This is a genomic window from Lebetimonas sp. JS085 (genome assembly GCF_000523295.1).
In the GTDB taxonomy this organism is placed as follows: domain Bacteria; phylum Campylobacterota; class Campylobacteria; order Campylobacterales; family Nautiliaceae; genus Lebetimonas.
In genome coordinates this window covers 259860-281309 of the sequence record NZ_ATHR01000001.1, presented here as the reverse complement: position 1 = coordinate 281309, position 21450 = coordinate 259860, and the positions used below count along the sequence as shown (strand labels likewise).

Genomic DNA, 21450 nt, shown 5'->3' with positions numbered 1-21450 from the left:
TACTTAATTTCTGCGTCTTTTTTGGTATAATATTAATTAAAAAAGGATTTGAATGCAAATAATTCCTGTAAGTATTGAAGAAACCCTTGCAAAAAGTTATTTAGAATATTCAATGAGTGTGATTGTTGGAAGGGCTTTGCCTGATGTAAGGGACGGTCTAAAGCCGGTTCACAGAAGAATCCTGTATGCAATGTATAAAATGGGTATCAGTGCCAATTCTCCATATAAAAAATCTGCAAGAATAGTGGGGGATGTTATAGGTAAATATCATCCTCACGGCGATAGTGCAGTATATGAAGCGCTTGTGAGAATGGCCCAGCCTTTTTCTATGAGAATGCCTTTGATTGACGGACAGGGTAACTTCGGTAGTATTGACGGAGACAATGCCGCCGCTATGAGATATACAGAAGCCAGACTTACCAAAATAGCCGAAGAGCTTCTTAAAGATATAGATAAAGATACCGTTGATTTTATTCCAAATTATGATGGCAGCGAAAAAGAACCTGTTGTTTTGCCCGCAAGGTTTCCAAATCTCTTGGTAAACGGCAGCAGTGGTATTGCCGTCGGTATGGCTACAAATATTCCTCCGCATAATTTAAGTGAATTAATTGACGCATTGATTTATATGATAGATAATAAAAATGCAAAACTTGAGGATATTTTGAAATTTGTAAAAGGTCCGGATTTTCCTACAGGAGGCACAATTTTCGGTAAGAGTGGAATAATAGAGGCCTACAAAACAGGAAGGGGCTCTATTAAAATAAGGGCAAAACATCATATTGAACATAAAGGAAATAAAGAAGTAATAGTAATTGACGAACTTCCTTATCAGGTGAATAAAGCAAAACTGATAGAAAAAATCAGTGATTTGGTTAAAGATAAGGTGCTTGACGGAATAAGTGAAGTAAGAGATGAAAGCGACAGAGAGGGAATCAGGGTTGTAATAGAGCTTAAAAAAGACGCAATGAGCGAAATTATTTTAAACAATCTTTATAAGCATACACAAATGCAGGTCAGTTTTGGCGTGAATATGCTTGGAATTTATGACAAACAGCCAAAACTTTTTAACCTTTTTGAACTTCTTGATATTTTTATAAAACACAGAAAAACTGTTGTTATCAGAAGAACAATTTATGAACTTGAAGAAGCCAAAAGAAGGGCTCATATATTAGAAGGGCTTAGAATTGCACTCGCTAATATAGATGAAGTTGTAGAATTAATCAAAAAATCTGCCGATACAAAAGAAGCAAAAGCTAATTTAATAGACAGATTCGAACTCAGTGAAATCCAGGCCCAGGCGATTCTTGATATGAAACTCTCCCGCCTGACTTCTCTTGAAATTGAAAGACTTGAAAAAGAGTATAAAGAGTTAATGGAAAAAATTGAATATTTAAATTCGATTTTAAAAAGCGAAGAAGTTTTAAACGGTGTCATTAAAGACGAACTTCTTGAAATTAAGAAAAAATATCCTACCCCAAGACTAACCGATATTGTAGACGATTATGATGAAATAGATATAGAAGATTTAATTCCAAATGAAGAAATGGTGTTAACTATAACTCACAGAGGTTATGTAAAAAGGGTTCCTCTTAAAATATATGAAAGACAAAACAGAGGCGGTAAAGGGAAAAAAGCGCTTACAACATACGAAGATGATTTTATAGAGGATTTTTATGTTGCCAATGCGCATGATACACTGATGATTATTACCAACAAAGGTCAGCTTCACTGGCTGAAAGTTTATAAAATTCCTGAAGGAAGCAGAACCAGCAAAGGTAAAGCAATAGTTAATTTAATTAACCTTGACAAAGACGAACAGATTCAGACTATTATCAGAACGAGTGATTTTGATGAAAACAGATCTTTGGCATTTTTTACAAAAAACGGAATTGTCAAAAGAACAAATTTAAATGAATTTAAAAATGTAAGAAGTACAGGAGTCAGGGCAATTACGATAGATGAAAATGACGAACTTGTAACAGCTACAATTGTAGAGCCTGAGGATAAAGAGCTCTTTATTGTTACAAAGAAAGGACAGGCCATAAGATTTCCTGTGGATACTGTAAGGGAAATGGGGAGAGGGGCCAGAGGGGTTAAAGGTATTACCTTTAAAATTCAAGGCGATGAGGTGGTAGGCGCCCTTGCTCTTAAAGATGAGAATCAGGAAATTTTAAGCGTAAGTGAAAAAGGCTTTGGTAAAAGAAGCGAAGCCAACCTTTACAGATTAACCAACAGAGGCGGAAAAGGCGTAATTGCTATGAAGCTTACCAACAAAACAGGTGATTTGGTAGGTGTGGTGGCCACAGAAGAAAATCATGATTTGATGGTTTTAACAAGCAGCGGTAAAATGATCAGGGTCAGTATAGATTCAATATCCAAAACAGGTAAAAATACCCAGGGCGTAAGAATAGTAAAACTCGACAGTGGGGATAAAGTAGTCAGTATTGCCAAAACTCCAAGTGAAACTGATGAAATAGAAGAAGAAAATAATTAAAGTTTTTTCTTTTTTTTCCGATTTTGAAAACAAAAAGGTTAAAAATGATTAAAAAAATTCTTGCAGTGTCATTATTGTTTATAGGATGTGCAGGTACACAGGTGACAAATAAAAACACAGAGCCGGTTTCTAAAAAAGTTGCGGTAAGTAAAGAATATAATGAAAATATTATTCTGAATAAACCCGAATCAAAAAAAAGTGACATACTCACTCTTTATGTAACTGGTGAAGGTGTTGCCCCAGTTGATGCCCTAAATGCCGCCCAGGCTAAAATTTTGGCAAGACGCGCGGCAATTGCGGATGCATACAGACAGCTTGCAGAAAAAATGTATGGTGTAAAAGTAAATGCAAAAGAAACTGTAAAAGATTTAATGCTTAAAAATTCAGATGTCAATACTTACGTTGAAGGTGTAATTAGAGGAGCCGATATTCAGGCGGAAAAATTTGAAGACGGGATTTATTATGTAACTATGAATTTAAAACTTGATGTAAGGATGTGGAATAAATTTATTAATAATAATTAGTTTCCCCCTTTTTCTTTTTGCCGATTATTATCTTTCTTTTCAATTAGTTTCAAATAATGCAACTGTAAAAAGTATACTCTTAACTGTTCAAAAGCTTTAACTTTTTCAAATTCGCCCAAAAAACTGATTTTTTCCATTAAATCAGATGAAACAGATGCTTTAAAATTATGTAAAAAAAAAAAGATAAAAGAATATTAAATCTAAGTTATATATATTCAAAAAATAATTATTTAAAACTTACTTTTCCTCCTAAAAGATTTGATATCATTATAAATAACGGAACTGCTTATTTTTATTTGAAAGAAGAATAATGAAATTTTTTGAGTTAAAAATAAATGTAAATTTAAAAACCCCTATACACTTTCAAAAATCACCCGAGGCTGTTTCAAAACTTATTGCCACTTCTTTGATTAGTTCAGGTTTTGAAAGACATAAAAATAATGAGCCTAAAAATTATGTTTTTTCAAATCTCGGAAAAGCTGACGCTAAAGGATTTTTTGAAAAAGGAAATATTTATTTCCGCTCTTTCGATGAAAACTTGGCTAAAAAGGTTTTAAATTCACTGTTTTTATATGAAGACAATATTTTTAAAGTTAAAGGTGTTGAATTTAAAAAAATAAAATATAAAAAGATAAATTATATGCTCTCACTTAATCCTGTTTTTGTAGTTATGAAAAACGGAGACTTTTGGACTTTTCAAAAAAACGGGGATTTAATAAATTTAATGAGTGCCCTTCAGGATAATTTAATAAGAAAATACGAAATGGTCTTTAATGAAAAATTAAAACCTGAAAATAATTTCATGGAATATATTCAAATAAAAAACAATAAACCCCAGACATTTTTTTATAAAGGGCTTAAATTTTTCGGCTGGAAGTTTTATATTGTACCAAGAAGTGACGAAGTCTTCCAAAAGCTGGCTTTCACGGCTCTTGGCACAGGTTTAGGGCACAAACAGTGCAGTTGGAGGGGGATTTTTGAAATGGGGATAAAAGTTTATGATAAACTTTTAAAGTTATTTTGTAAAGGTGTATTATGATTAAAGAAATAATAGATATTGGAAGAGTATCTAATAGACTAGGCTCAGTATTTACTTTTAAAGGTTTACCTGAATATTATGTAGAAATTATTTTAGAATGGAATGGTAAAGATTTTAAATATAATGATGAAAAAGCAAAATTAGACATTTATCTGAAGATAAAGATTATGATAAATTGGGAAATGAATTATATTTAAAATATGGTGTTCATAGAGGTAAAAAAAGCAATATTTTATATATTTTTCCAAGCTCGTTTATATACGAGAATAAGGAAAAAACATTAGAACAAATTATTAATTTTTTAGTTATGGAAACAAAATACCATAAAGTATATGAAGAAATCAAAAAAAATTACTTTAAAGGGAAAAAAGTTTCTAAAAAAGATGCTGATAGAATAATTTATCCAGAAATTATAAAAATGTTAATTGATAATAAGATACCATTTTATCCAAGAATAACAAAATATTTTAAGGCTATTTTGTCTAATATTGATAAAATAGATGAATTAGCCAATTTAGCGAAATTAAAAATAAAATCAGAATTAAAAGGTAAAATAGAAACTAAAACAATAAACGAGCTATGTAAAAAAATTCCTATAATTATAACTATACAGAAAAATAACAAACAAATGTATTTTTATAAACATAGCCTTTTATTTAAAGTTTTTGAAAATATTGAATTTAACAATTCTGCAAAATTAATAAAAAAGAAAAACTCTTCAAATTGCAACATATATACAAATAAAAAAGCAAAGGCTTATCCAAGTGGGGGGTTTTATTATCCATTTTCTACTGATAAAAATAATGTGAAATACAATCTTAAAGATGACGAAAATCTCTTTTTGTTGTCAAAAGAAGCTTATATAGACTTTATGATTGGAAGAACTTTTTTAGAAACACATAACAACTTTTATTTTATGGGGTTATATAGTTATATTACTGCTACTAGTTTAAATGATAATGTATTAAAAAGTTTTCAAAATGATATAAAAGAGTCTAAATCAAATTTAGATGGATTAATAAATTTAATAGATAAAAATATTTCAAATCCAAATCGTTTTGATATTTTATTGAATTTTTATTTCTGGGAACCTGCAAAAACTGGGGGTGGTAAGGAAATAATAGAGTTTGTAAAAGATATTATTCCTTCACAATTAGTGTTAAAAATAAAATTATTTGAAAAATTAAAAGATTCTTATAAAACAAAATTTAATAAAACATTAAATATTAAGTGGCAACAGCATATTTATAATATTTTTTATAAAGATTCAAATAAAAAATTTAGAACCTCACTTTTTAGAAAAATCGCTTTGGGTGATAAAATAGATATAAATAGATTAATGATTGTTATGAATGAAAATATGCAATATAGCATTAGCAAATCTGAGGACAGTAAAGACAAATACTATTATGGCACAGTAATTAAACATTTGTTGTTTTTGAACTGGATTAATGAAATAAATAAAGGAGAAATCAAAATGAACAATGATGAAAAAAGCATAGATTTTTTTGTTGGTCAAACTTATGAAGAAAAACTAACCTACTTTTTAAATAATGCAAATTTAGTAAAAGATTCACCATCTATGAAACTTGGAGTTTGTGTTGGGCTAAGTTTACAAATACTTAGTTGGTCAATTAACGGTTATGATAAAAAAATTTTATCTTTTGTTGGTAAAAGAATTGAAAGAAATAATCTAAATTCAGTAGAAGCATTTATGAACGAAATTTTTGCAAAAACAAAATTTCATGAATATGAAGGATTGCAAAGTATAAATATAAAATTAGCAACAATGCAAATGATTCATTTAACTAATGTAACTTTTAATAAAGATGAATTTATATTTGGGCTATTTTTAGGAAATGAGTTATATAATAATGTAAAATCTGAACAAGATTCAAATCCACAAAATGAAGGAGAAAATAATGAGTGATATTAGAAAACTAAATAAAAGAGAATTTTTGTTTTTATATGATGCAAAAGATTGTATTCCAAATGGAGATCCATTTACAGGTGAACAAAGATATGATGAAGATACTCAAACTGCTTTAGTATCTGATGTAAGGTTAAAAAGATATATTCGTGACTTCATTGATAATAATTACGAAGATGAAACAGTTTTTTATTCTGATAAAAGTGGCAAAAAAACAACTGGTTCAAGAGCAGTGGAATTATCATCTGAAAAAATGGAAGTTGTAAAGAAAAGTAAAAAAACAGAAGAATTTGATATCGTAAAAAATTTAGAACAACTAAAAGAAAAATGTATAGATGTAAGATTGTTTGGTGTTGTAGTTGCTGGAAAAAATGATGAATATAATACTCAAGCAACAGGTGCAGTTCAATTTAAAATGTTTAACAGAACTCTAAATAAAGTTTACCTGCCAATAACTCAAAACACATCAATAATGGTAAGTAGTGAAGGAAATGCACAAGGAGCAATAGCAACATATAGTTATCTTCCTTATGGGCTTTTTTCTTGTGTAGGCTATTTTAACCCAACTACTGGTATAGAAAATAAAGTCAAAGAAGAAGATTTGAAAAAGATGAAAATAGCACTTTGGAATGAAATAAACAATAAAAATACTCGTTCAAAAAACTCTCAACAATCAAGGCTTTTGATTGAGATAGAATACAATGATGATTACTATAAAATCCCTGATATTGAGTATTCTATAAAGTTAAAAAATGAAAAAAAATTTAAATATAGAGAATTTGACGATATGAAAGATGATTTAAATTTTGATGAACTTATCAAATTTTTAAATAACTCAAAAGATTTGATAGAAAATGTAAAAATTTACATTGATACATTTTCTTTTGAAAAAGATTTTTTAAAAGTTGATAATGAACTAAAAGATAAAATAAAATATTTTGCTATTCAAGGTAAAACTATAAGTGAGCTTTAAAATGATAAAAGAGGTAATTAGTTTTAATTTAAATGGTGATTATGCACTTTTTAAAAAGCCTTTTGCAAACTCTCAGCCTCAATCATTTGTAATACCGCCTAAAACTGCAATTTTAGGAATGATTGGGGCTATAATGGGGTGGGGTAAAAATGAATATATAGAAAAATTACCATTTGAAAAATTTTTGTATTCAGTAAAATTATTGACCCCAAAAATTAAAAAAGATCTGATTGGAATTAATTTAATGCAAGGGAAAAGTGCAAAATTTACTTTTAATGAAAATCCATTAAGAAATCCTCCCCAAAGAGGACAGAGGAGTCCAACAAGATTTGAATTTTTAAAAGATATGGAATGGAAAATATTTTTAATTATTGATGATGATAAAATAAAAAAGGAATTAATTGATAGGTTAAAAAATAATAGATTTGTTTATAATCCATATCTTGGCTTACAATCTTTGTTTGCAAAAATTGAGTTTAGTGAAAAATTTGATGTTGAATTAGCAAAAAATATCAATAATAACTTATATACTTCATTTGAAAAGGATTTTATCAAATTTAAAATTAACAAACCGGTAACATTTTATAATGAATTAATTCCTGTTTATTTTAACCAAGATAGAAGTTTGCCAAGAACAAAAGAGATAATAAGTTTTGTTGGTGATTATGTAATAGAAATTACAAATAAAGATAAATTAAAAGGAAAATTGTATAAAGATGAAAAAGATAGACTCTATCAATTCTTTTAGTTTGATTTCTCATACTGAACCAGATAGAAAATTGATAGTTCACTTAAGAGAAGTTTATAAAAAAGCTAAAAAAAAATTTGATGAACTTGATATTAATTTTAAACTATTAAATATTTCAAAAGATGAGTTTAAACAATTGTTAAAAATAGCTTGTTATTGTCATGATTTTGGAAAAACTTCTATATATTTTCAAAATAAATTAAAAAAGGATAATTTAAGCATAAAAGAAAAAAAGCTTTCTGAACATGGTTTAATTTCTGCATTTTTTGGATATTTTGTTGCTATTAATGAATTTCAACTTGATGAAAGATTAGCTTCATTTGTATTTATGGCTATTAGGTATCATCATCTTAATTTAGATAATTCAGAAGAGATGCAAAAAGTTGATGAATTAGAAAAAATTTTAGAAATTTTTAAAGGTATAAAGAAAAATAGTAAAGAAGTAGATAGTATCTACTATAAACTTTTAAAATTAGAAAATATCACAGAAAAGTTTGAAAAATTTCTAAATGAATATAAAAATAGAGTTTTTATGGAAGATATTGATTATATAGACCCATATTTTTTTAGGTTTAAGGATTATAAAGATAATGATATTTTTATTTTTATGGTGCTTTTTTCATTACTCATTTATGCAGACAAAGAAGATGCAATTTTTAGAGATAACATTTTAAAAACTTTTGATGAATTGAGAATAGATTCTAATAAAGTTGAAAAATTTAAAAGCAATTATTTCAAAAATAAAAATAAAACTCCACTTGATAATATTAGAGAAAAAATTTACAAAAGTTTAATAAAAGAGTTTGAAAATAAAAATATTAGCTCTAATAAAATATTTTTTATAAAACTTCCAACAGGAGCAGGAAAAACACTTTTGCTTTATAAGCTTGCTATGATGATACAAGAAAAAGATAAAAATAAAAGAGTTTTTTATTTACTCCCATTTATCACATTGATAGAGCAGAATGCTTCTATCTTAAAAGAACTTTTAAATTTTATGGGATTTGATACAAATGATAATAGATTATTTTTAGAAAAGCATTCATTAAGTGGAGAATTTGAAATAAATGACAATAGTAGTGATGAATATGATATAGATAAAAAACAATTTTTATTAGATACATTAGAAAGTAATTTTATAGTTACATCTTTTCACCAGCTATTTTATGGAATTTTTAAAAGAAAAAAGCTCTCTTAAAAAGATTTCACCAATTTATCAATAGTGTTATTCTAATAGATGAGGTTCAATTAATCCCACTAAAACATATGTATACAATTACTAAATTTTTAAAATTTATGAGCGAAATTTTTAATTGTAAAATTATTGTCGCAAGTGCTACTTTTCCAAATATTAAAAAAGAGATTTTAAAAGATAGCTATACATTTAAAGAAATAAACGAGATATTAGAACAAAAAGAGATAGATAACTTTTTCAACAGATATGAAATAAATATAGATATTTCAAAAACATATTCACAAGATAGCTTATATGAAAAAATAGATCAAAAACTTAAAACAAATAAAGAGTTACTTTTTAGGGTAAATACTGTAAATATTGCAAATGATATATATGAATATCTTATGAAAATAGATAGTAATTATGCTAAAAATAACATATTTTTACTCACAAGTGCTGTTGCACCAATTGTTAGAAAATCTATTATCAAAAAAATAAAACAAAACTCAAAAAATGGTATAAAACAAATTGTTGTAGCAACCCAATTAATTCAAGCAGGTGTTGATATATCTTTAGAAGATGGCTTTGAAGAATTAGCACCACTTGATTTGATTATTCAATCAATGGGAAGAAGAAATAGAAGTGGAGAGAAACAAGAGATTGGAAAAGCTGATATAATCAAAATTGCAAGATTTATTAATAATAAAGAGTTTGAAGGTTATAAAATATACAATCAATTTGATATTAAACAAACTATAAATATACTTGATAAATACAAAAAGATTAATGAAAAAGATGTATATGAACAAAAAATTTTGGATAAATACTATAACTCACAACCCAATAATAAAATAATAGATAAAGATTTAAATGAATTAAATTTTAAAAATATTGATGAAAATTTTAAACTTATTCAAGAATCACCGCTTAGTTTTAGTTTTTTCATACCTTTAGATGATAAAGCTAAAAAATTATGGGAAAAATTAGTGGAATTAGATAAACGAAAAAGAGAAATAAAAAAAAAAATATGAAAGAGATTGAAAGCAAATATTCAAAAATTAAGAAAAATGTAAGTTTATATACGGTCAATCAAAATTTTTACTATTGGAAAGATAGTGATAAAGATATAGTTATTTCAACGATAAAAGAAAATTTTGAAAACGCACTTGGTATTTATCTATCCACAAATGAATTTTTTGACAAAGATACTGGTAGTTTAAAAATAGTTGAGTTTGTTAAAGATAGGGTTGAAGGGTTGTTTTGGTAGACCTCACGGGAACGCTAATCTCATACTACTTTATCTGCAAAACTAAACTTTGGCTTTTTTATAATAAAATAAATCTTGAAGATAACAGCGAAGATGTTAGAATTGGTAAGGTTTTGCACGAAATAGATGAAACAAAAGTAAATGAAGTTAGTTTCGAAAATATAAAAGTAGATAAAATCACAAAAGATTATGTAATTGAAGTAAAAAAGAGTGATTCTGATTTGGAAGCGGCAAAATGGCAATTGCTTTTTTATTTATACAGACTTAAACAAAAAGGAATTATAAAAAAAGGCAAGCTTGAAGTTTTTGAAAAGAGAAAACAAAACAAAAAAAGAATTGAAATAGAACTTAACGATGAAAATGAAAAAAGGCTTTTAGAAATAATAAAAGAGATTGAAAATCTGCTGAGTTTACCTATGCCTGAGCCTGTGTTTGAGAGTAAATGCAAAAAATGTGCTTATTATGAATTTTGTTTTTTGTGAGGGATAGGATGAAAACAAAATATATTTTTTCAATGGGTGAAATTAAAAGAAAAGATAATTCAATTGCTTTTAGAAATGAAAAGGGGTGGAAATATATTCCTGTTGAGGCGGTAAGGGAAATATATTTTATGAATGAAGTAAGTCTTAATTCAAAATTTTTGGATTTTTGCAGTAGGGCTGGGATAGTTTTGCATTTTTTTAATTATTTTGGAAATTACAGTGGGAGTTTTTATCCAAAAGAAAAGTATATTAGTGGAAATTTGACTATTAAACAGGTTAAAGCATATGAAAATGAAAGATTAATTATTGCAAAAGCGATTGTTTTAGGGATTAGTGAAAATATATATGAAGTTTTGTATCACTATTTCAGGCACGGTAAAAATGAACTTCAAGAATTTTTGAGATATTTAAGAGAGAATATTCCAAGGTTTATTGAAAAAGTGGATAATATCAATAAACTTTTATTTATCGAAGGAAATATATGGGCTGGGTTTTATGATAGTTTCAAATATTTTTTGCCTGAGGAATTTTTGTTTAATAAAAGGGTTAAAAGACCGCCTGATAATCCTATGAATGCTTTGATTTCTTTTGGCAATACCCTGCTTTATACTAAAACAGTAAGTGCAATTTATAAGACACATTTAGACCAGTCTATTAGCTTTCTGCATACTCCGAGTGAAAGCAGGTTTAGTCTGAGCCTTGATTTAAGCGAAGCATTTAAGCCCGTGATTGTTTTTAGAAGTATTTTTGATTTGGTAAACAGAAAAAAACTGAGAGTTGAAAAACATTTTGATAAAAAATTTAATTATGCCCTTTTAAATGAAGAAGGCAAAAAAATTTTTATAAGTGCTTTTGAGGAAAGACTAAATGAAAAATTTAAACATAAAACACTTAAAAGAATGGTGAGTTACAACAGTGCTATTAAGCTTGATGGGTACAAACTTATTAAATTTTTAATTCAAAATAAACCATTTAAACCTTTTAGCTTGAAGGAAAAGAGATGAAAAAAGATTATAAAGTTAATTATGTTTTTTTGATGTATGATATTGCTGATGAAGAGAGTGAAGCCGGAAAAAGAAGGGTGCATAAGGTTTTTAAAATCTGCAAAAAATATCTAAATCATCATCAAAAATCTGTTTTCAGAGGTGAAATATCGCCGAGTAATTTAATTAAACTTCAAAAAGAACTTAAAAAGTCATAGATGAAGAACTTGATTTTATAACTTTAATAAAACTTAAAAATAAAGAGAGCTTTTTAGAAGATACAATTGGTAAAAAAGAGAATAATCTTTTTATCTGATTTCCAACCTTTTTTTCTTGACAATATTCTCAAATATCGATAAAATCGTAATTAGAAAAAGATTTTGAAAATTTAATTTTTTTTTGAATTTGGTTGGAAAAACCCCAATTTTCGGGATATTACTTTTCAAAAAGCCCGAAATTTGATGCATTAAACCGATACAATTGGAGTATTGAAATCTATTTACGCAAGGGTTAATTCATTTGGGCTAAATATTAAACCGATACAATTGGAGTATTGAAATAAGAAAGAAAAAAAACCTATCACGCCTGTTAATATGATTAAACCGATACAATTGGAGTATTGAAATACGGATTTATTTTAATTGAATATTCAGGGTAGATATATTAAACCGATACAATTGGAGTATTGAAATGAAAAAGAGTTGATAGAAAATTTAATTTCCTTGAAACTATTAAACCGATACAATTGGAGTATTGAAATGTGTAATCTAACAATATCACCCTCATAAATTTCTTATTAAACCGATACAATTGGAGTATTGAAATTTTTTACGACAGGCTGAAATAATTGCATAATTTTGTTAAATATTAAACCGATACAATTGGAGTATTGAAATAAAGATACATATATTCAATTTATGCTATATGGCTCATTAAACCGATACAATTGGAGTATTGAAATATTTTAAGGGAGTTAGGGTATGAATAGAGTTAAAGTATTAAACCGATACAATTGGAGTATTGAAATTTTTCTAAAAGGCACTTATAAACCTTTTCTCTGTTATTAAACCGATACAATTGGAGTATTGAAATAAAACTGCTGAATTTAAAAACATAAAACTTAAAAATCCAATTAAACCGATACAATTGGAGTATTGAAATAGATTATTTTTAAGATAATTTGCTACTTCTTCACTTATTTATTAAACCGATACAATTGGAGTATTGAAATATACTCAAAGTCATACGCATAAACATACTCTTTCATAATTAAACCGATACAATTGGAGTATTGAAATAAAGAAGAAATTGCATCTTTACTTGATGCAAAAATCGAAGATTAAACCGATACAATTGGAGTATTGAAATAAGAATTCTCCATCTAAAATCTATGATTTAGGTGGAGAATTAAACCGATACAATTGGAGTATTGAAATATTACTGTTATCTCTTTACGTGTATACACACCTGCTTTATTAAACCGATACAATTGGAGTATTGAAATTTGAAAAAACAAATAAAGACTTGAATGTAACAATATTAAACCGATACAATTGGAGTATTGAAATAACTATATTCTAATAAAAAGTATAAAGTATATTATATTAAACCGATACAATTGGAGTATTGAAATTTTTTAATTTTTAAAACAATCAAAGGAGCAGTTATGATTAAACCGATACAATTGGAGTATTGAAATCCACTAAATAACAAATAATAAAAAGATGGATTAAGATTAAACCGATACAATTGGAGTATTGAAATTTCACTGCTTACTAAATGTCTTGCATAAAATCGCAAAATTAAACCGATACAATTGGAGTATTGAAATATTTATGCCATTTATCGCAAATCTTCCAAGCTCATATTTATTAAACCGATACAATTGGAGTATTGAAATAATTTAAAAAAAGCGATGATGAGGTAATCGAAACGATTAAACCGATACAATTGGAGTATTGAAATTTTTGTAAAAATTAAAAAATTTGAGTTTTTGCAATTATTAAACCGATACAATTGGAGTATTGAAATATAGTGCAATAAATGTGCTGGAAGAATTTGAAGAAATTAAACCGATACAATTGGAGTATTGAAATATAATTCAAAACTAAGATATTCAATTACCGCAAAACATTAAACCGATACAATTGGAGTATTGAAATATAATTCAAAACTAAGATATTCAATTACCGCAAAACATTAAACCGATACAATTGGAGTATTGAAATGTTTTATTAGTATCTGTTATTTTTTCTAAATTTTCGTATTAAACCGATACAATTGGAGTATTGAAATCGCCATACCAGAATTAAAAGTTAAAAAGTCTAATAGCATTAAACCGATACAATTGGAGTATTGAAATATACACAAGAAGTTATAAAGAATGGTATTTAGGATTATTAAACCGATACAATTGGAGTATTGAAATTCTAAAATAATTAATAGCTCAAGCGCTATATAATCAGATTAAACCGATACAATTGGAGTATTGAAATAGTGAACATTTAGTATCCAAAAACGGATATATGTGATTTTTATGCAAATTTAAATATGGGATTTGGTCGTGGGATAGTTCCAAAAGCGGAAATGAGGACTACACCGTTGCATCCTCACTGCAGATGTATTTATGCCCCGTATTACGGCAAAGTTACAGGCAAAAGGAAAAGCTGGAAACAAACCGTGCAGGATACAATGAATGAGTTTGACGAAAGAGAGCAGAGAGAAATACTCGGCACTTACGATATGCTGAACAGGTTTAAGCAGGGCGAAGATATTGAAAAGATTTTTAATACTATCAGACCGAAGTATCCGATAAGGAAATATGCGGATTTATTTAGCAATAGGAAATATAATTTTGAAAAAAGAAGAGAATTGGAAATTGAAAATAAAATTTTAAAAAGAGTGGAATTAATAAAAAATGTTAAAAAAGATTTTTATAAATTATGGATGAGTAAAGAGAAATTTAAAAATCATATAGTAAAAAGAAAAAATTTAGGACATATTACAAATGAAGAAGATTATATTTTGAAAACGTTAGATTGTATAATTGAAGCGGATACATATATTTTAGCAATTCATAAGAACAGTTGGGATAATTTGTGCTATAATAAAAAAGATAATTGGGTTGTTGTTTTTAATGAAAATGGTGAAATTATGACAAGTTATAAAATTAAGCCTGATGAGAAAAGTTTTGAAGAATTACATAAAGAAGTAGGCGGAGAAATTAGAAAAGGAAAAATAAATGAAAAAATTAAAAGAGCTTTTAAAAAGTTACAAGATAGATATAAAAACTTGGGAGAGTGATTTTGGAGAAGGACATCTATTTTTAGCTGATAGAGAGGCATTAATTCCTTTTGAAAACAAAAAAGAAGTTATAGAACTTGATAAAAAAGCATTAAAGATTATAGAAAAAGATAAAAGTCAAGGGAGTGATAAACTATTTTTAAAGAAATTGAAAGAAATTATTTTAAATAATCTTAACAAAAGAATAGCAGAAACCGCTTAAGTTTCCTTAAAACTGTCTTCCACTTCACTTGCAATAATCGCAAAATCTGCCGGGTCAATAGTGTTTAAATCGTTGCTTATTATTTGCATTGCTTTAAGTTTAAAATAAGTCGGAGAATTTACAAGTTCTTTCATTTCTTGTAATACCGTTATTTCTTTTTGCGTGTCGATTATGCTGAAAGTTTTAGGGTATGTTATTGTTATATCGTTATTTATTTCTAAATACTTGCAAACTATATCAAAAGCTCTGTTTTCAAGGTCGTTAAGTCTTAAAGCAAAATTAGATAAACTTGCGTTAAGCCCTTGGAATTTAATGTCAAGAAAAAGTAAAATCCTGATCCCCTTATTATGTGAAGTATTGAAATTGTAAAAGAGGCATTTAAAGATTGAAAGAACAAATGTTACTTTATAAAAATCTTATCATAGGTGTTGTATTAACAACATTCTAATTCGCAAACACTTAATGCAGCAAGTGCAGCTTCATCTTCGGCATCTTCAAACAGCTCTTCAAGATAAAATTTCTTAGAACATACAAAATATAAAACATCCTCTTTTTGTAAATTTTTATTTTCAGGTTTAAAATATGCTTCCGGAATTTGCGGAATATATTTTTCCCAGTATGCATTCATCATATTCGGCTGTTTTGTGATTCTTAACATGTGTCCGATAACATTGCATGCATTAGTAAAGCAATCTATATTGGCAAAGCTGGTATATCTTTCATCTATTCTCGGTTTTTTATCCATTTTCAATCCTTTTTTACACTTATTATCCAATAAATTCAGTATAATTATATATACAAAAAAAGAAATATTTTTGATAAATTGCGAAAAAAAAGGATAAAATTGGAACATGTTTCAGTAATTACTCTGCAATATGTTTTATTAATGTTAGAAAAACATTATAAAATAGACATCAATTTTTTATTAAAAGCTGTGGGAATTGATCGGAAGATTTTTACAAAGGAACATTCATATATAAAAAGCTCTAAATTGCGTTTTCTTTTTCAAAAGGCTTCACAACTTTGTGATGACCCTTTTTTAGCGCTTCATCTTGGAGAAGCTTCTTCCCCACAATCTTTAGGACTGCTTGGATATATGCTCAGCAATACCGCAACCGTAAGTGAAATGCTTGAAAAACTTTGTTATTATTCACATTTAGTAGGTAAAAACCTTGAGTTTATTCTTACAGAAACTAAAAAAGGTTACAAACTGGCCATTCATCTTTATAATAATCCTTTAGTTGCTTTAAACCGGTATCAAAGTGAAATTCATCTTGCTGCCGTAATTAGCCTTATAAGACAACTTTCGGCAGTGAATATTGAACCGGAATATGCCTATTTTCAACATAATGAGATAGAAGAACCGGAAGAGTATCATCGGCTTTTTGGAAAAAAGTTAATATTTAATGCCTATGAAAATGCCCTTGTGTTTTCAAAAGAGAAGCTTTGTGTTGAGCTGCAAACTCCAAATGAAGGGATGGTAAAATATTTTGAACAGCAGGCAAAGAAAATAATTGAAGACCTTTACGATAACTCTTGGCATACACGGACTGAAAAACAGATTCTGATACATATTGGAAATAATGGGATAAGTATAGAGTTTATAGCTAAAAAGTTATCAGTTTCTGTTAGAACTCTGCAAAATAATCTTAAAAAAGAAGGGTACTCTTATACAAAACTTCTTGAATCGGTGCGCAAAAAACTTGCTTTGCATTACCTGCACAATTTTAGTCTTGATATTGCCACAATCGCTCTGTACCTGGGTTATACGGAGATTAGTGTTTTTTCAAGGGCATTCAAAAAATGGTTTAATATGTCACCAAATCACTATCGGGCACAAATTCCGTATAATCTTGGACATGCTGCCGTGGAGACAGATTAAGAAGAGGTTTGGTTAACAGTTAAACTTTTTTATACTTCTCTTTAAAAAAATGAGTATATTAAAAAAGTAAACTTCTTATCCTGTTTATTTAATTTCATTTGACTACCTTTTAATTTTTCCTTATAATTTATAAAAATTAAAAAAAGGTTTTTAAGTGAAAATAGCTGTTGTTGAAGATGATATAAATATGAGAAAATCTCTCTCACTTGCACTTAAATCCGAAGGATATGAAGTCGTTGAATTTAGAAATGCTATTGACGCACTTAAAAAATTGAATGATTCAATAGATTTAATTATTTCTGATATTACAATGCCTAAAATGGATGGTATTGACTTTGCAAAAGAATTAAACGGTAAATATGAAGTAATTTTAATTACGGGAAACGCCACGTTAAACAGGGCGATTGAGGCATTAAGGCTCGGGGTTAAGGATTTTTTGACAAAGCCTTTTGAAATCGAGGATTTAATTGCGGCAATTGAGAGAAACCAAAAAGTTGTAACTAAAACAAAAGGTAAAAAAGCTGCGGTTAAACCATCTTTTATTGCCGAAGATGAAAAAACAAAAGAAGTTTTAAATATATCTAAAAAAGTGGCGCCTACAATGGCCAGTGTAATGCTTCTTGGCGAAAGCGGGGTCGGAAAAGAGGAATTTGCTAAATTTATTCACGAAAACAGCGGCAGGAGCGGTAAATTTATTGCAATTAATATGAGTGCAATTCCTGAAAATTTAATAGAAAGTGAGCTTTTCGGATACGAAAAAGGGGCTTTTACAGATGCTACCGCTTCAAAACCGGGACTTTTTGAACTGGCCCAGGGCGGGACACTTTTTTTAGATGAAATAGCTGAAATGCCTTTTAATCTTCAGGCAAAACTCCTTAGGGTGCTTCAGGAAAAAGAAATAAACAGGCTTGGAAGCACAAAACCGACTAAAATTGATGTAAGAATAATAAGTGCTACAAATCAAAATATTGATGAAATGATAAAAAACAATAAATTCAGGGAAGATTTATATTACAGGCTTGCTACAATTCCTGTCAAAATCCCACCGCTTAGAGAGAGAAAAAAAGATATAATTCCAATTGCAAAAGATATACTTAAAAAAACAATTAATGAATACGGTTTGGAAGAAAAAAATTTGAGCGATGAGGCAAAAGAAGCTCTTTTGAATTATGAATTCAGAGGAAATATAAGGGAGCTTATCAATATAATTGAAAGAGCGGCAATTTTAAGCGAAAAAGTTATAAAAAAAGAAAATTTATTTTTATTATAAGGAGAATTAATGTTTAACGTAGCAGTAGTAGGAGCGACAGGAGCGGTGGGAGAAGAGTTGTTAAGGGCTATAGAAGAATATGAAATACCTGTAAAAAAGCTTGTTCCCCTTGCAAGTGCAAGAAGTGTTGGAAAAGAGGTTGAATTTAAAGGTGATGTATTAAAAGTAAAAGAATTAACCTGTGATGTATTCAAAGAAGAAGAAATTGACATTGCTTTTTTTTCTGCGGGAGGGAGTGTGAGTGCAAAATTTGCACCGTGTGCAGCCGAAGCGGGGGCTGTTGTAATAGACAATACCAGTTATTTCAGGATGAATCCGGATGTTCCTTTGGTTGTACCTGAGGTGAATTCCGGGGATATTGCATTATGGAAAAAAACAGGAATTATCGCCAATCCCAACTGTTCGACTATTCAAATGGTGATTTCTCTTGCACCGCTGCATAAAGAATTTAATATAAATAGGGTGGATGTGGCCACTTATCAGGCTGTAAGCGGTGCCGGTAAAAAAGGTATGGAAGAGCTGCTGGAACAGATGAGGGCGGTTTTTAATTTCAAATTGGATAAAAAAGTGGAAGAAAGGGAAGTTTTTCAATATCAGATTGCACTTAATGTAATTCCCCATATAGATAAATTTATGGATAACGGTTTTACGAGAGAAGAGATGAAAATGGTAAATGAAACCAATAAAATATTACATTCTGATATTAAAGTGGCTGCAACCTGCGTGAGGGTTCCGGTTCTTAGAAGCCATAGTGAATCCATTAGTATTTATTGTGAAAAAGAAGTGTCTGTTGAAAAGGCAAGGGAAGTTTTGGCAAATTTTGAAGATGTAAAGGTAATAGACAATCCCGAAAAAAATGAATATCCTATGCCTGTAATTGCTACGGATACCGATTATGTGTATGTGGGAAGAATCAGAAAAGATTTATATGATGATAATATTCTTCATTTCTTTAATGTTGCAGATCAGTTAAGGGTTGGTGCTGCAACAAACGCCGTGAGAATTGCAAAAAAATGGATAGAAATGGAGAAATAATGGAAAAAAGAAATTTAATTGAAGCAGTTTTTGAAAGTACCCTTTGGAACAGCCGGATAATAGTAATACTGGCGGTAATTTTTGGAATGTTCGGTGCAATAGCTTTATTTGCGGTTGCGAGTTATGATGTCTGGGATATGGTGGTTGTGACTTATAAATTCTTTTTTGCGCATTATCATCCCCAAAATTTCCATTCACTGCTTATAGGAGGGCTTATAGGTGCTGTTGATTTGTATTTGATTGCGGTGGTGATGCTTTTATTCTCATTTGGGCTATATGAACTTTTTATTTCCAAAATTGATGATGCAGAAGGAAGTGAAACAGGAAGTAAAATTCTTGCAATTCACAGTTTAGATGAGCTTAAAGACAAACTCGGAAAAGTTGTCGTAATGGTGTTGATTGTAAGCTTTTTTAAAAAAGTAATTCATATGAATTTTTCAACACCCCTTGAAATGCTTTATCTTGCCGGCAGTATTTTAGCGTTAGCCCTTGCACTTTATTATATGCATAAAGGAGCTCATTAAAAAAATGTATAATGAAAAATGTATAATGAAAAATGGAAGTGAAATATGAAATATATATTCGGCCCTGTGGCCTCCCGCCGTTTTGGTATGAGCCTTGGAATTGATTTAAGCCCTGATAAAAAAAGATGTAATTTTGACTGCATATACTGTGAATTATCTCCGGCTAAACCGGTTAATAATTATGACAATCCTCCAAAAGTAGATGATATTTTTAATGAAGTAAAAGATGCAGTACAAAAATACCAGTTTGATGTATTGACTGTTACAAGTAACGGTGAACCCACTCTTTATCCTTATTTAGATGAACTTATCGGTAAATTAAAAACATTAAATAAAAAACTTTTAATTTTAAGTAATTCTTCCACCATTATGAAAAAAGAAACTCAAAATTCCTTAAAAAAACTTGATATTGTAAAACTTTCCCTTGATGCCGTAAGCCCAAATATTTTCAAAAAAATTGACAGACCAGCCAAAGGTATCGATATTCAAGAGATTATAAAAGGAATTATTGAATTTAGGAAAATTTACAAAAGTGAACTGATTATAGAAATTTTGGTGGTAAAAGGTATAAATGACAAAGATGAGGAATTTAAAAAATTAAACAAAGTTTTGGCGAATATTAAGCCGGATAGGGTAGATATATCCACAATAGACAGACCCCCTGCTTATAATGTTGAGGGTGTAAGTATAGAGAAACTTTTTGAACTTGCAGAAAATATTAAAAATCAAAATATTTTTATTCCAACAAGAGATAAAATTAATTATAAAATAGAAAATCTGACAAAAGAAGAACTTATTGAAACACTTAAAAAAAGACCTTTTAGTGAAAGTGATGTAAAAAATATTTTGGATGAGCATACTTTAAAAATTTTTAATGATTTGATTAAAGAAAATATGCTTGAAGAAATTTGGGTTGGCGGAGTAAAATTTTATAAGGCGTATGTATGAAAGAATTTTTTAATGTTTTTAAAATCCTTTTTGCAGTGGATGTGGGGATTATTGTTTTTTGTTTTTTGGAAAATAATTTGCTTTGGCTGTATAATACCCAGATTGCCTTTTTTTCGACTTCACTTATAATTTTAGGAAGTTTTCTCGGTTATGCCGGAATGGTTAAGCATAATCTTCAAAACGGCAATGTAGGAGAGGATATTTTAAAAAAATATGAAGACCCGCATAATATGGACGATGAAGAAGAGATTGAAGTTAAAAAATATAAAAAAAACAGATTAAAATGGTATGAGGCAATTTTACTTAATTTTAAAGGCGGAATGAATATCATCAGGATTTTAGGATATGTTTTTTTGGTTGCAGGATTTTTATATTTAAGCAAATCAAACAGATTTGATGTATTAAGTTTTCTTTTTGGCTTAAGTGTCGTACCTGCAGTAACATTTGCTTACCTGATTTTTTATAAAAAAAAATTTAATAATTAATCTGTACTGATTAAAAAAATTATTTTTAAAATAACTTTAAAGATAAAAATATGACAGCTCAATGCTTCATTTTGCTAAAGCACCACTTAAATTTTGCTAAAAATTGCAAACGCAAGCGCCCTGACGGGTTGAATGCAATTTTTTAAACGCAAAATTTTCACTAAATTCCGCAACGCTGTCATTT

Annotated in this window: 23 protein-coding genes, 1 pseudogene and 1 CRISPR repeat array; of the genes and pseudogenes, 21 read left to right on the top strand and 3 right to left on the bottom strand. The window is 28.6% G+C overall.

What is annotated here, in order from left to right; translation table 11 throughout:
- Positions 1-52 precede the first annotated feature (52 nt).
- Together gyrA and DZ68_RS0101490 are read left to right on the top strand one after the other, a co-directional pair.
- On the top strand, positions 53-2494 hold the full coding sequence (gyrA, locus tag DZ68_RS0101495; protein WP_024790552.1) for a DNA gyrase subunit A: 2442 nt from the start codon (positions 53-55) through the stop codon (positions 2492-2494).
- 44 nt (positions 2495-2538) lie between these two features.
- Positions 2539-3018: an LPP20 family lipoprotein gene (locus tag DZ68_RS0101490; RefSeq protein WP_051428154.1), complete on the top strand. Its 480-nt coding sequence runs from the start codon at positions 2539-2541 to the stop codon at positions 3016-3018.
- Here the strand turns inward: DZ68_RS0101490 and DZ68_RS10695 are convergent.
- Entirely contained in the window at positions 3015-3155 is a 141-nt protein-coding gene (locus DZ68_RS10695) for a hypothetical protein (protein ID WP_156921409.1), read from the bottom strand. The genes DZ68_RS0101490 and DZ68_RS10695 overlap by 4 nt on opposite strands.
- 173 nt (positions 3156-3328) lie before the next feature.
- Between DZ68_RS10695 and DZ68_RS0101480 the strand changes: the two genes are divergently transcribed.
- From DZ68_RS0101480 to DZ68_RS0101420, 13 genes and pseudogenes are all read left to right on the top strand, one after another.
- Positions 3329-4057 carry a hypothetical protein gene (locus DZ68_RS0101480; protein ID WP_024790550.1) on the top strand — a complete coding sequence of 243 codons (729 nt, stop codon included), beginning with the start codon at positions 3329-3331 and terminating at the stop codon, positions 4055-4057.
- Complete coding sequence (locus DZ68_RS0101475) at positions 4054-4254, top strand: hypothetical protein (RefSeq protein ID WP_024790549.1); 201 nt, start codon at positions 4054-4056, stop codon at positions 4252-4254. The genes DZ68_RS0101480 and DZ68_RS0101475 overlap by 4 nt, the downstream gene beginning before the upstream one ends.
- Complete coding sequence (locus tag DZ68_RS0101470) at positions 4233-5987, top strand: hypothetical protein (RefSeq protein ID WP_024790548.1); 1755 nt, start codon at positions 4233-4235, stop codon at positions 5985-5987. Before DZ68_RS0101475 ends, DZ68_RS0101470 begins: the two co-directional genes overlap by 22 nt.
- Positions 5980-6960 carry a type I-B CRISPR-associated protein Cas7/Csh2 gene (cas7b, locus tag DZ68_RS0101465; protein WP_024790547.1) on the top strand — a complete coding sequence of 327 codons (981 nt, stop codon included), beginning with the start codon at positions 5980-5982 and terminating at the stop codon, positions 6958-6960. Before DZ68_RS0101470 ends, cas7b begins: the two co-directional genes overlap by 8 nt.
- Positions 6950-7708 carry a type I-B CRISPR-associated protein Cas5b gene (cas5b, locus tag DZ68_RS0101460; RefSeq protein WP_024790546.1) on the top strand — a complete coding sequence of 253 codons (759 nt, stop codon included), beginning with the start codon at positions 6950-6952 and terminating at the stop codon, positions 7706-7708. The genes cas7b and cas5b overlap by 11 nt, the downstream gene beginning before the upstream one ends.
- Positions 7677-8906, top strand: a complete 1230-nt coding sequence (locus tag DZ68_RS0101455) for a CRISPR-associated endonuclease Cas3'' (RefSeq protein WP_024790545.1) — start codon at positions 7677-7679, stop codon at positions 8904-8906. Before cas5b ends, DZ68_RS0101455 begins: the two co-directional genes overlap by 32 nt.
- A 98-nt stretch (positions 8907-9004) precedes the next feature.
- A complete protein-coding gene (locus DZ68_RS0101450) occupies positions 9005-9916 on the top strand; it encodes a hypothetical protein (protein WP_156921408.1) in 912 nt (303 codons plus the stop codon).
- On the top strand, positions 9913-10152 hold the full coding sequence (locus tag DZ68_RS0101445) for a hypothetical protein (RefSeq protein ID WP_024786920.1): 240 nt from the start codon (positions 9913-9915) through the stop codon (positions 10150-10152). The genes DZ68_RS0101450 and DZ68_RS0101445 overlap by 4 nt, the downstream gene beginning before the upstream one ends.
- The gene (gene cas4, locus DZ68_RS0101440) at positions 10146-10634 is read left to right on the top strand and encodes a CRISPR-associated protein Cas4 (RefSeq protein ID WP_024786919.1); all 489 of its coding nucleotides are present in this window, start codon (positions 10146-10148) and stop codon (positions 10632-10634) included. The genes DZ68_RS0101445 and cas4 overlap by 7 nt, the downstream gene beginning before the upstream one ends.
- Positions 10635-10642: 8 nt before the next feature.
- Positions 10643-11638 (top strand): type I-B CRISPR-associated endonuclease Cas1b, encoded by a 996-nt coding sequence (gene cas1b, locus DZ68_RS0101435; protein WP_024786918.1) that lies wholly within the window; start codon positions 10643-10645, stop codon positions 11636-11638.
- Positions 11635-11933 (top strand): annotated as a pseudogene (cas2, locus tag DZ68_RS09850) (CRISPR-associated endonuclease Cas2). The gene cas1b and the pseudogene cas2 overlap by 4 nt, the downstream one beginning before the upstream one ends.
- 149 nt (positions 11934-12082) lie before the next feature.
- Positions 12083-14112: direct repeats of the CRISPR family, unit length 30 nt; unit sequence ATTAAACCGATACAATTGGAGTATTGAAAT.
- 55 nt (positions 14113-14167) lie between these two features.
- Positions 14168-14920 carry a hypothetical protein gene (locus tag DZ68_RS0101425; protein WP_024786916.1) on the top strand — a complete coding sequence of 251 codons (753 nt, stop codon included), beginning with the start codon at positions 14168-14170 and terminating at the stop codon, positions 14918-14920.
- Positions 14859-15122 (top strand): hypothetical protein, encoded by a 264-nt coding sequence (locus DZ68_RS0101420; protein WP_024790542.1) that lies wholly within the window; start codon positions 14859-14861, stop codon positions 15120-15122. Before DZ68_RS0101425 ends, DZ68_RS0101420 begins: the two co-directional genes overlap by 62 nt.
- Here DZ68_RS0101420 and DZ68_RS10690 read toward each other — a convergent pair.
- Together DZ68_RS10690 and cowN are read right to left on the bottom strand one after the other, a co-directional pair.
- Entirely contained in the window at positions 15119-15256 is a 138-nt protein-coding gene (locus tag DZ68_RS10690) for a hypothetical protein (RefSeq protein WP_156919558.1), read from the bottom strand. The genes DZ68_RS0101420 and DZ68_RS10690 overlap by 4 nt on opposite strands.
- A 299-nt stretch (positions 15257-15555) precedes the next feature.
- Entirely contained in the window at positions 15556-15867 is a 312-nt protein-coding gene (gene cowN / locus DZ68_RS0101410; protein ID WP_024786914.1) for a N(2)-fixation sustaining protein CowN, read from the bottom strand.
- A gap of 99 nt (positions 15868-15966) precedes the next feature.
- Here cowN and DZ68_RS0101405 point away from each other — a divergent pair, with 99 nt between their 5' ends.
- From DZ68_RS0101405 to DZ68_RS0101385, 6 genes are all read left to right on the top strand, one after another.
- Positions 15967-17004 (top strand): AraC family transcriptional regulator, encoded by a 1038-nt coding sequence (locus DZ68_RS0101405; RefSeq protein WP_024786913.1) that lies wholly within the window; start codon positions 15967-15969, stop codon positions 17002-17004.
- Positions 17005-17158: 154 nt separating this feature from the next.
- The gene (locus DZ68_RS09845; RefSeq protein WP_035908004.1) at positions 17159-18274 is read left to right on the top strand and encodes a sigma-54 dependent transcriptional regulator; all 1116 of its coding nucleotides are present in this window, start codon (positions 17159-17161) and stop codon (positions 18272-18274) included.
- Positions 18275-18283: 9 nt separating this feature from the next.
- Entirely contained in the window at positions 18284-19309 is a 1026-nt protein-coding gene (locus DZ68_RS09840) for an aspartate-semialdehyde dehydrogenase (RefSeq protein ID WP_035908003.1), read from the top strand.
- Entirely contained in the window at positions 19309-19833 is a 525-nt protein-coding gene (locus DZ68_RS0101395; RefSeq protein WP_024790541.1) for a YqhA family protein, read from the top strand. Before DZ68_RS09840 ends, DZ68_RS0101395 begins: the two co-directional genes overlap by 1 nt.
- 45 nt (positions 19834-19878) lie before the next feature.
- The gene (locus tag DZ68_RS0101390) at positions 19879-20781 is read left to right on the top strand and encodes a radical SAM protein (protein ID WP_024786909.1); all 903 of its coding nucleotides are present in this window, start codon (positions 19879-19881) and stop codon (positions 20779-20781) included.
- The gene (locus DZ68_RS0101385) at positions 20778-21266 is read left to right on the top strand and encodes a hypothetical protein (RefSeq protein WP_024786908.1); all 489 of its coding nucleotides are present in this window, start codon (positions 20778-20780) and stop codon (positions 21264-21266) included. The genes DZ68_RS0101390 and DZ68_RS0101385 overlap by 4 nt, the downstream gene beginning before the upstream one ends.
- Positions 21267-21450 lie beyond the last annotated feature (184 nt).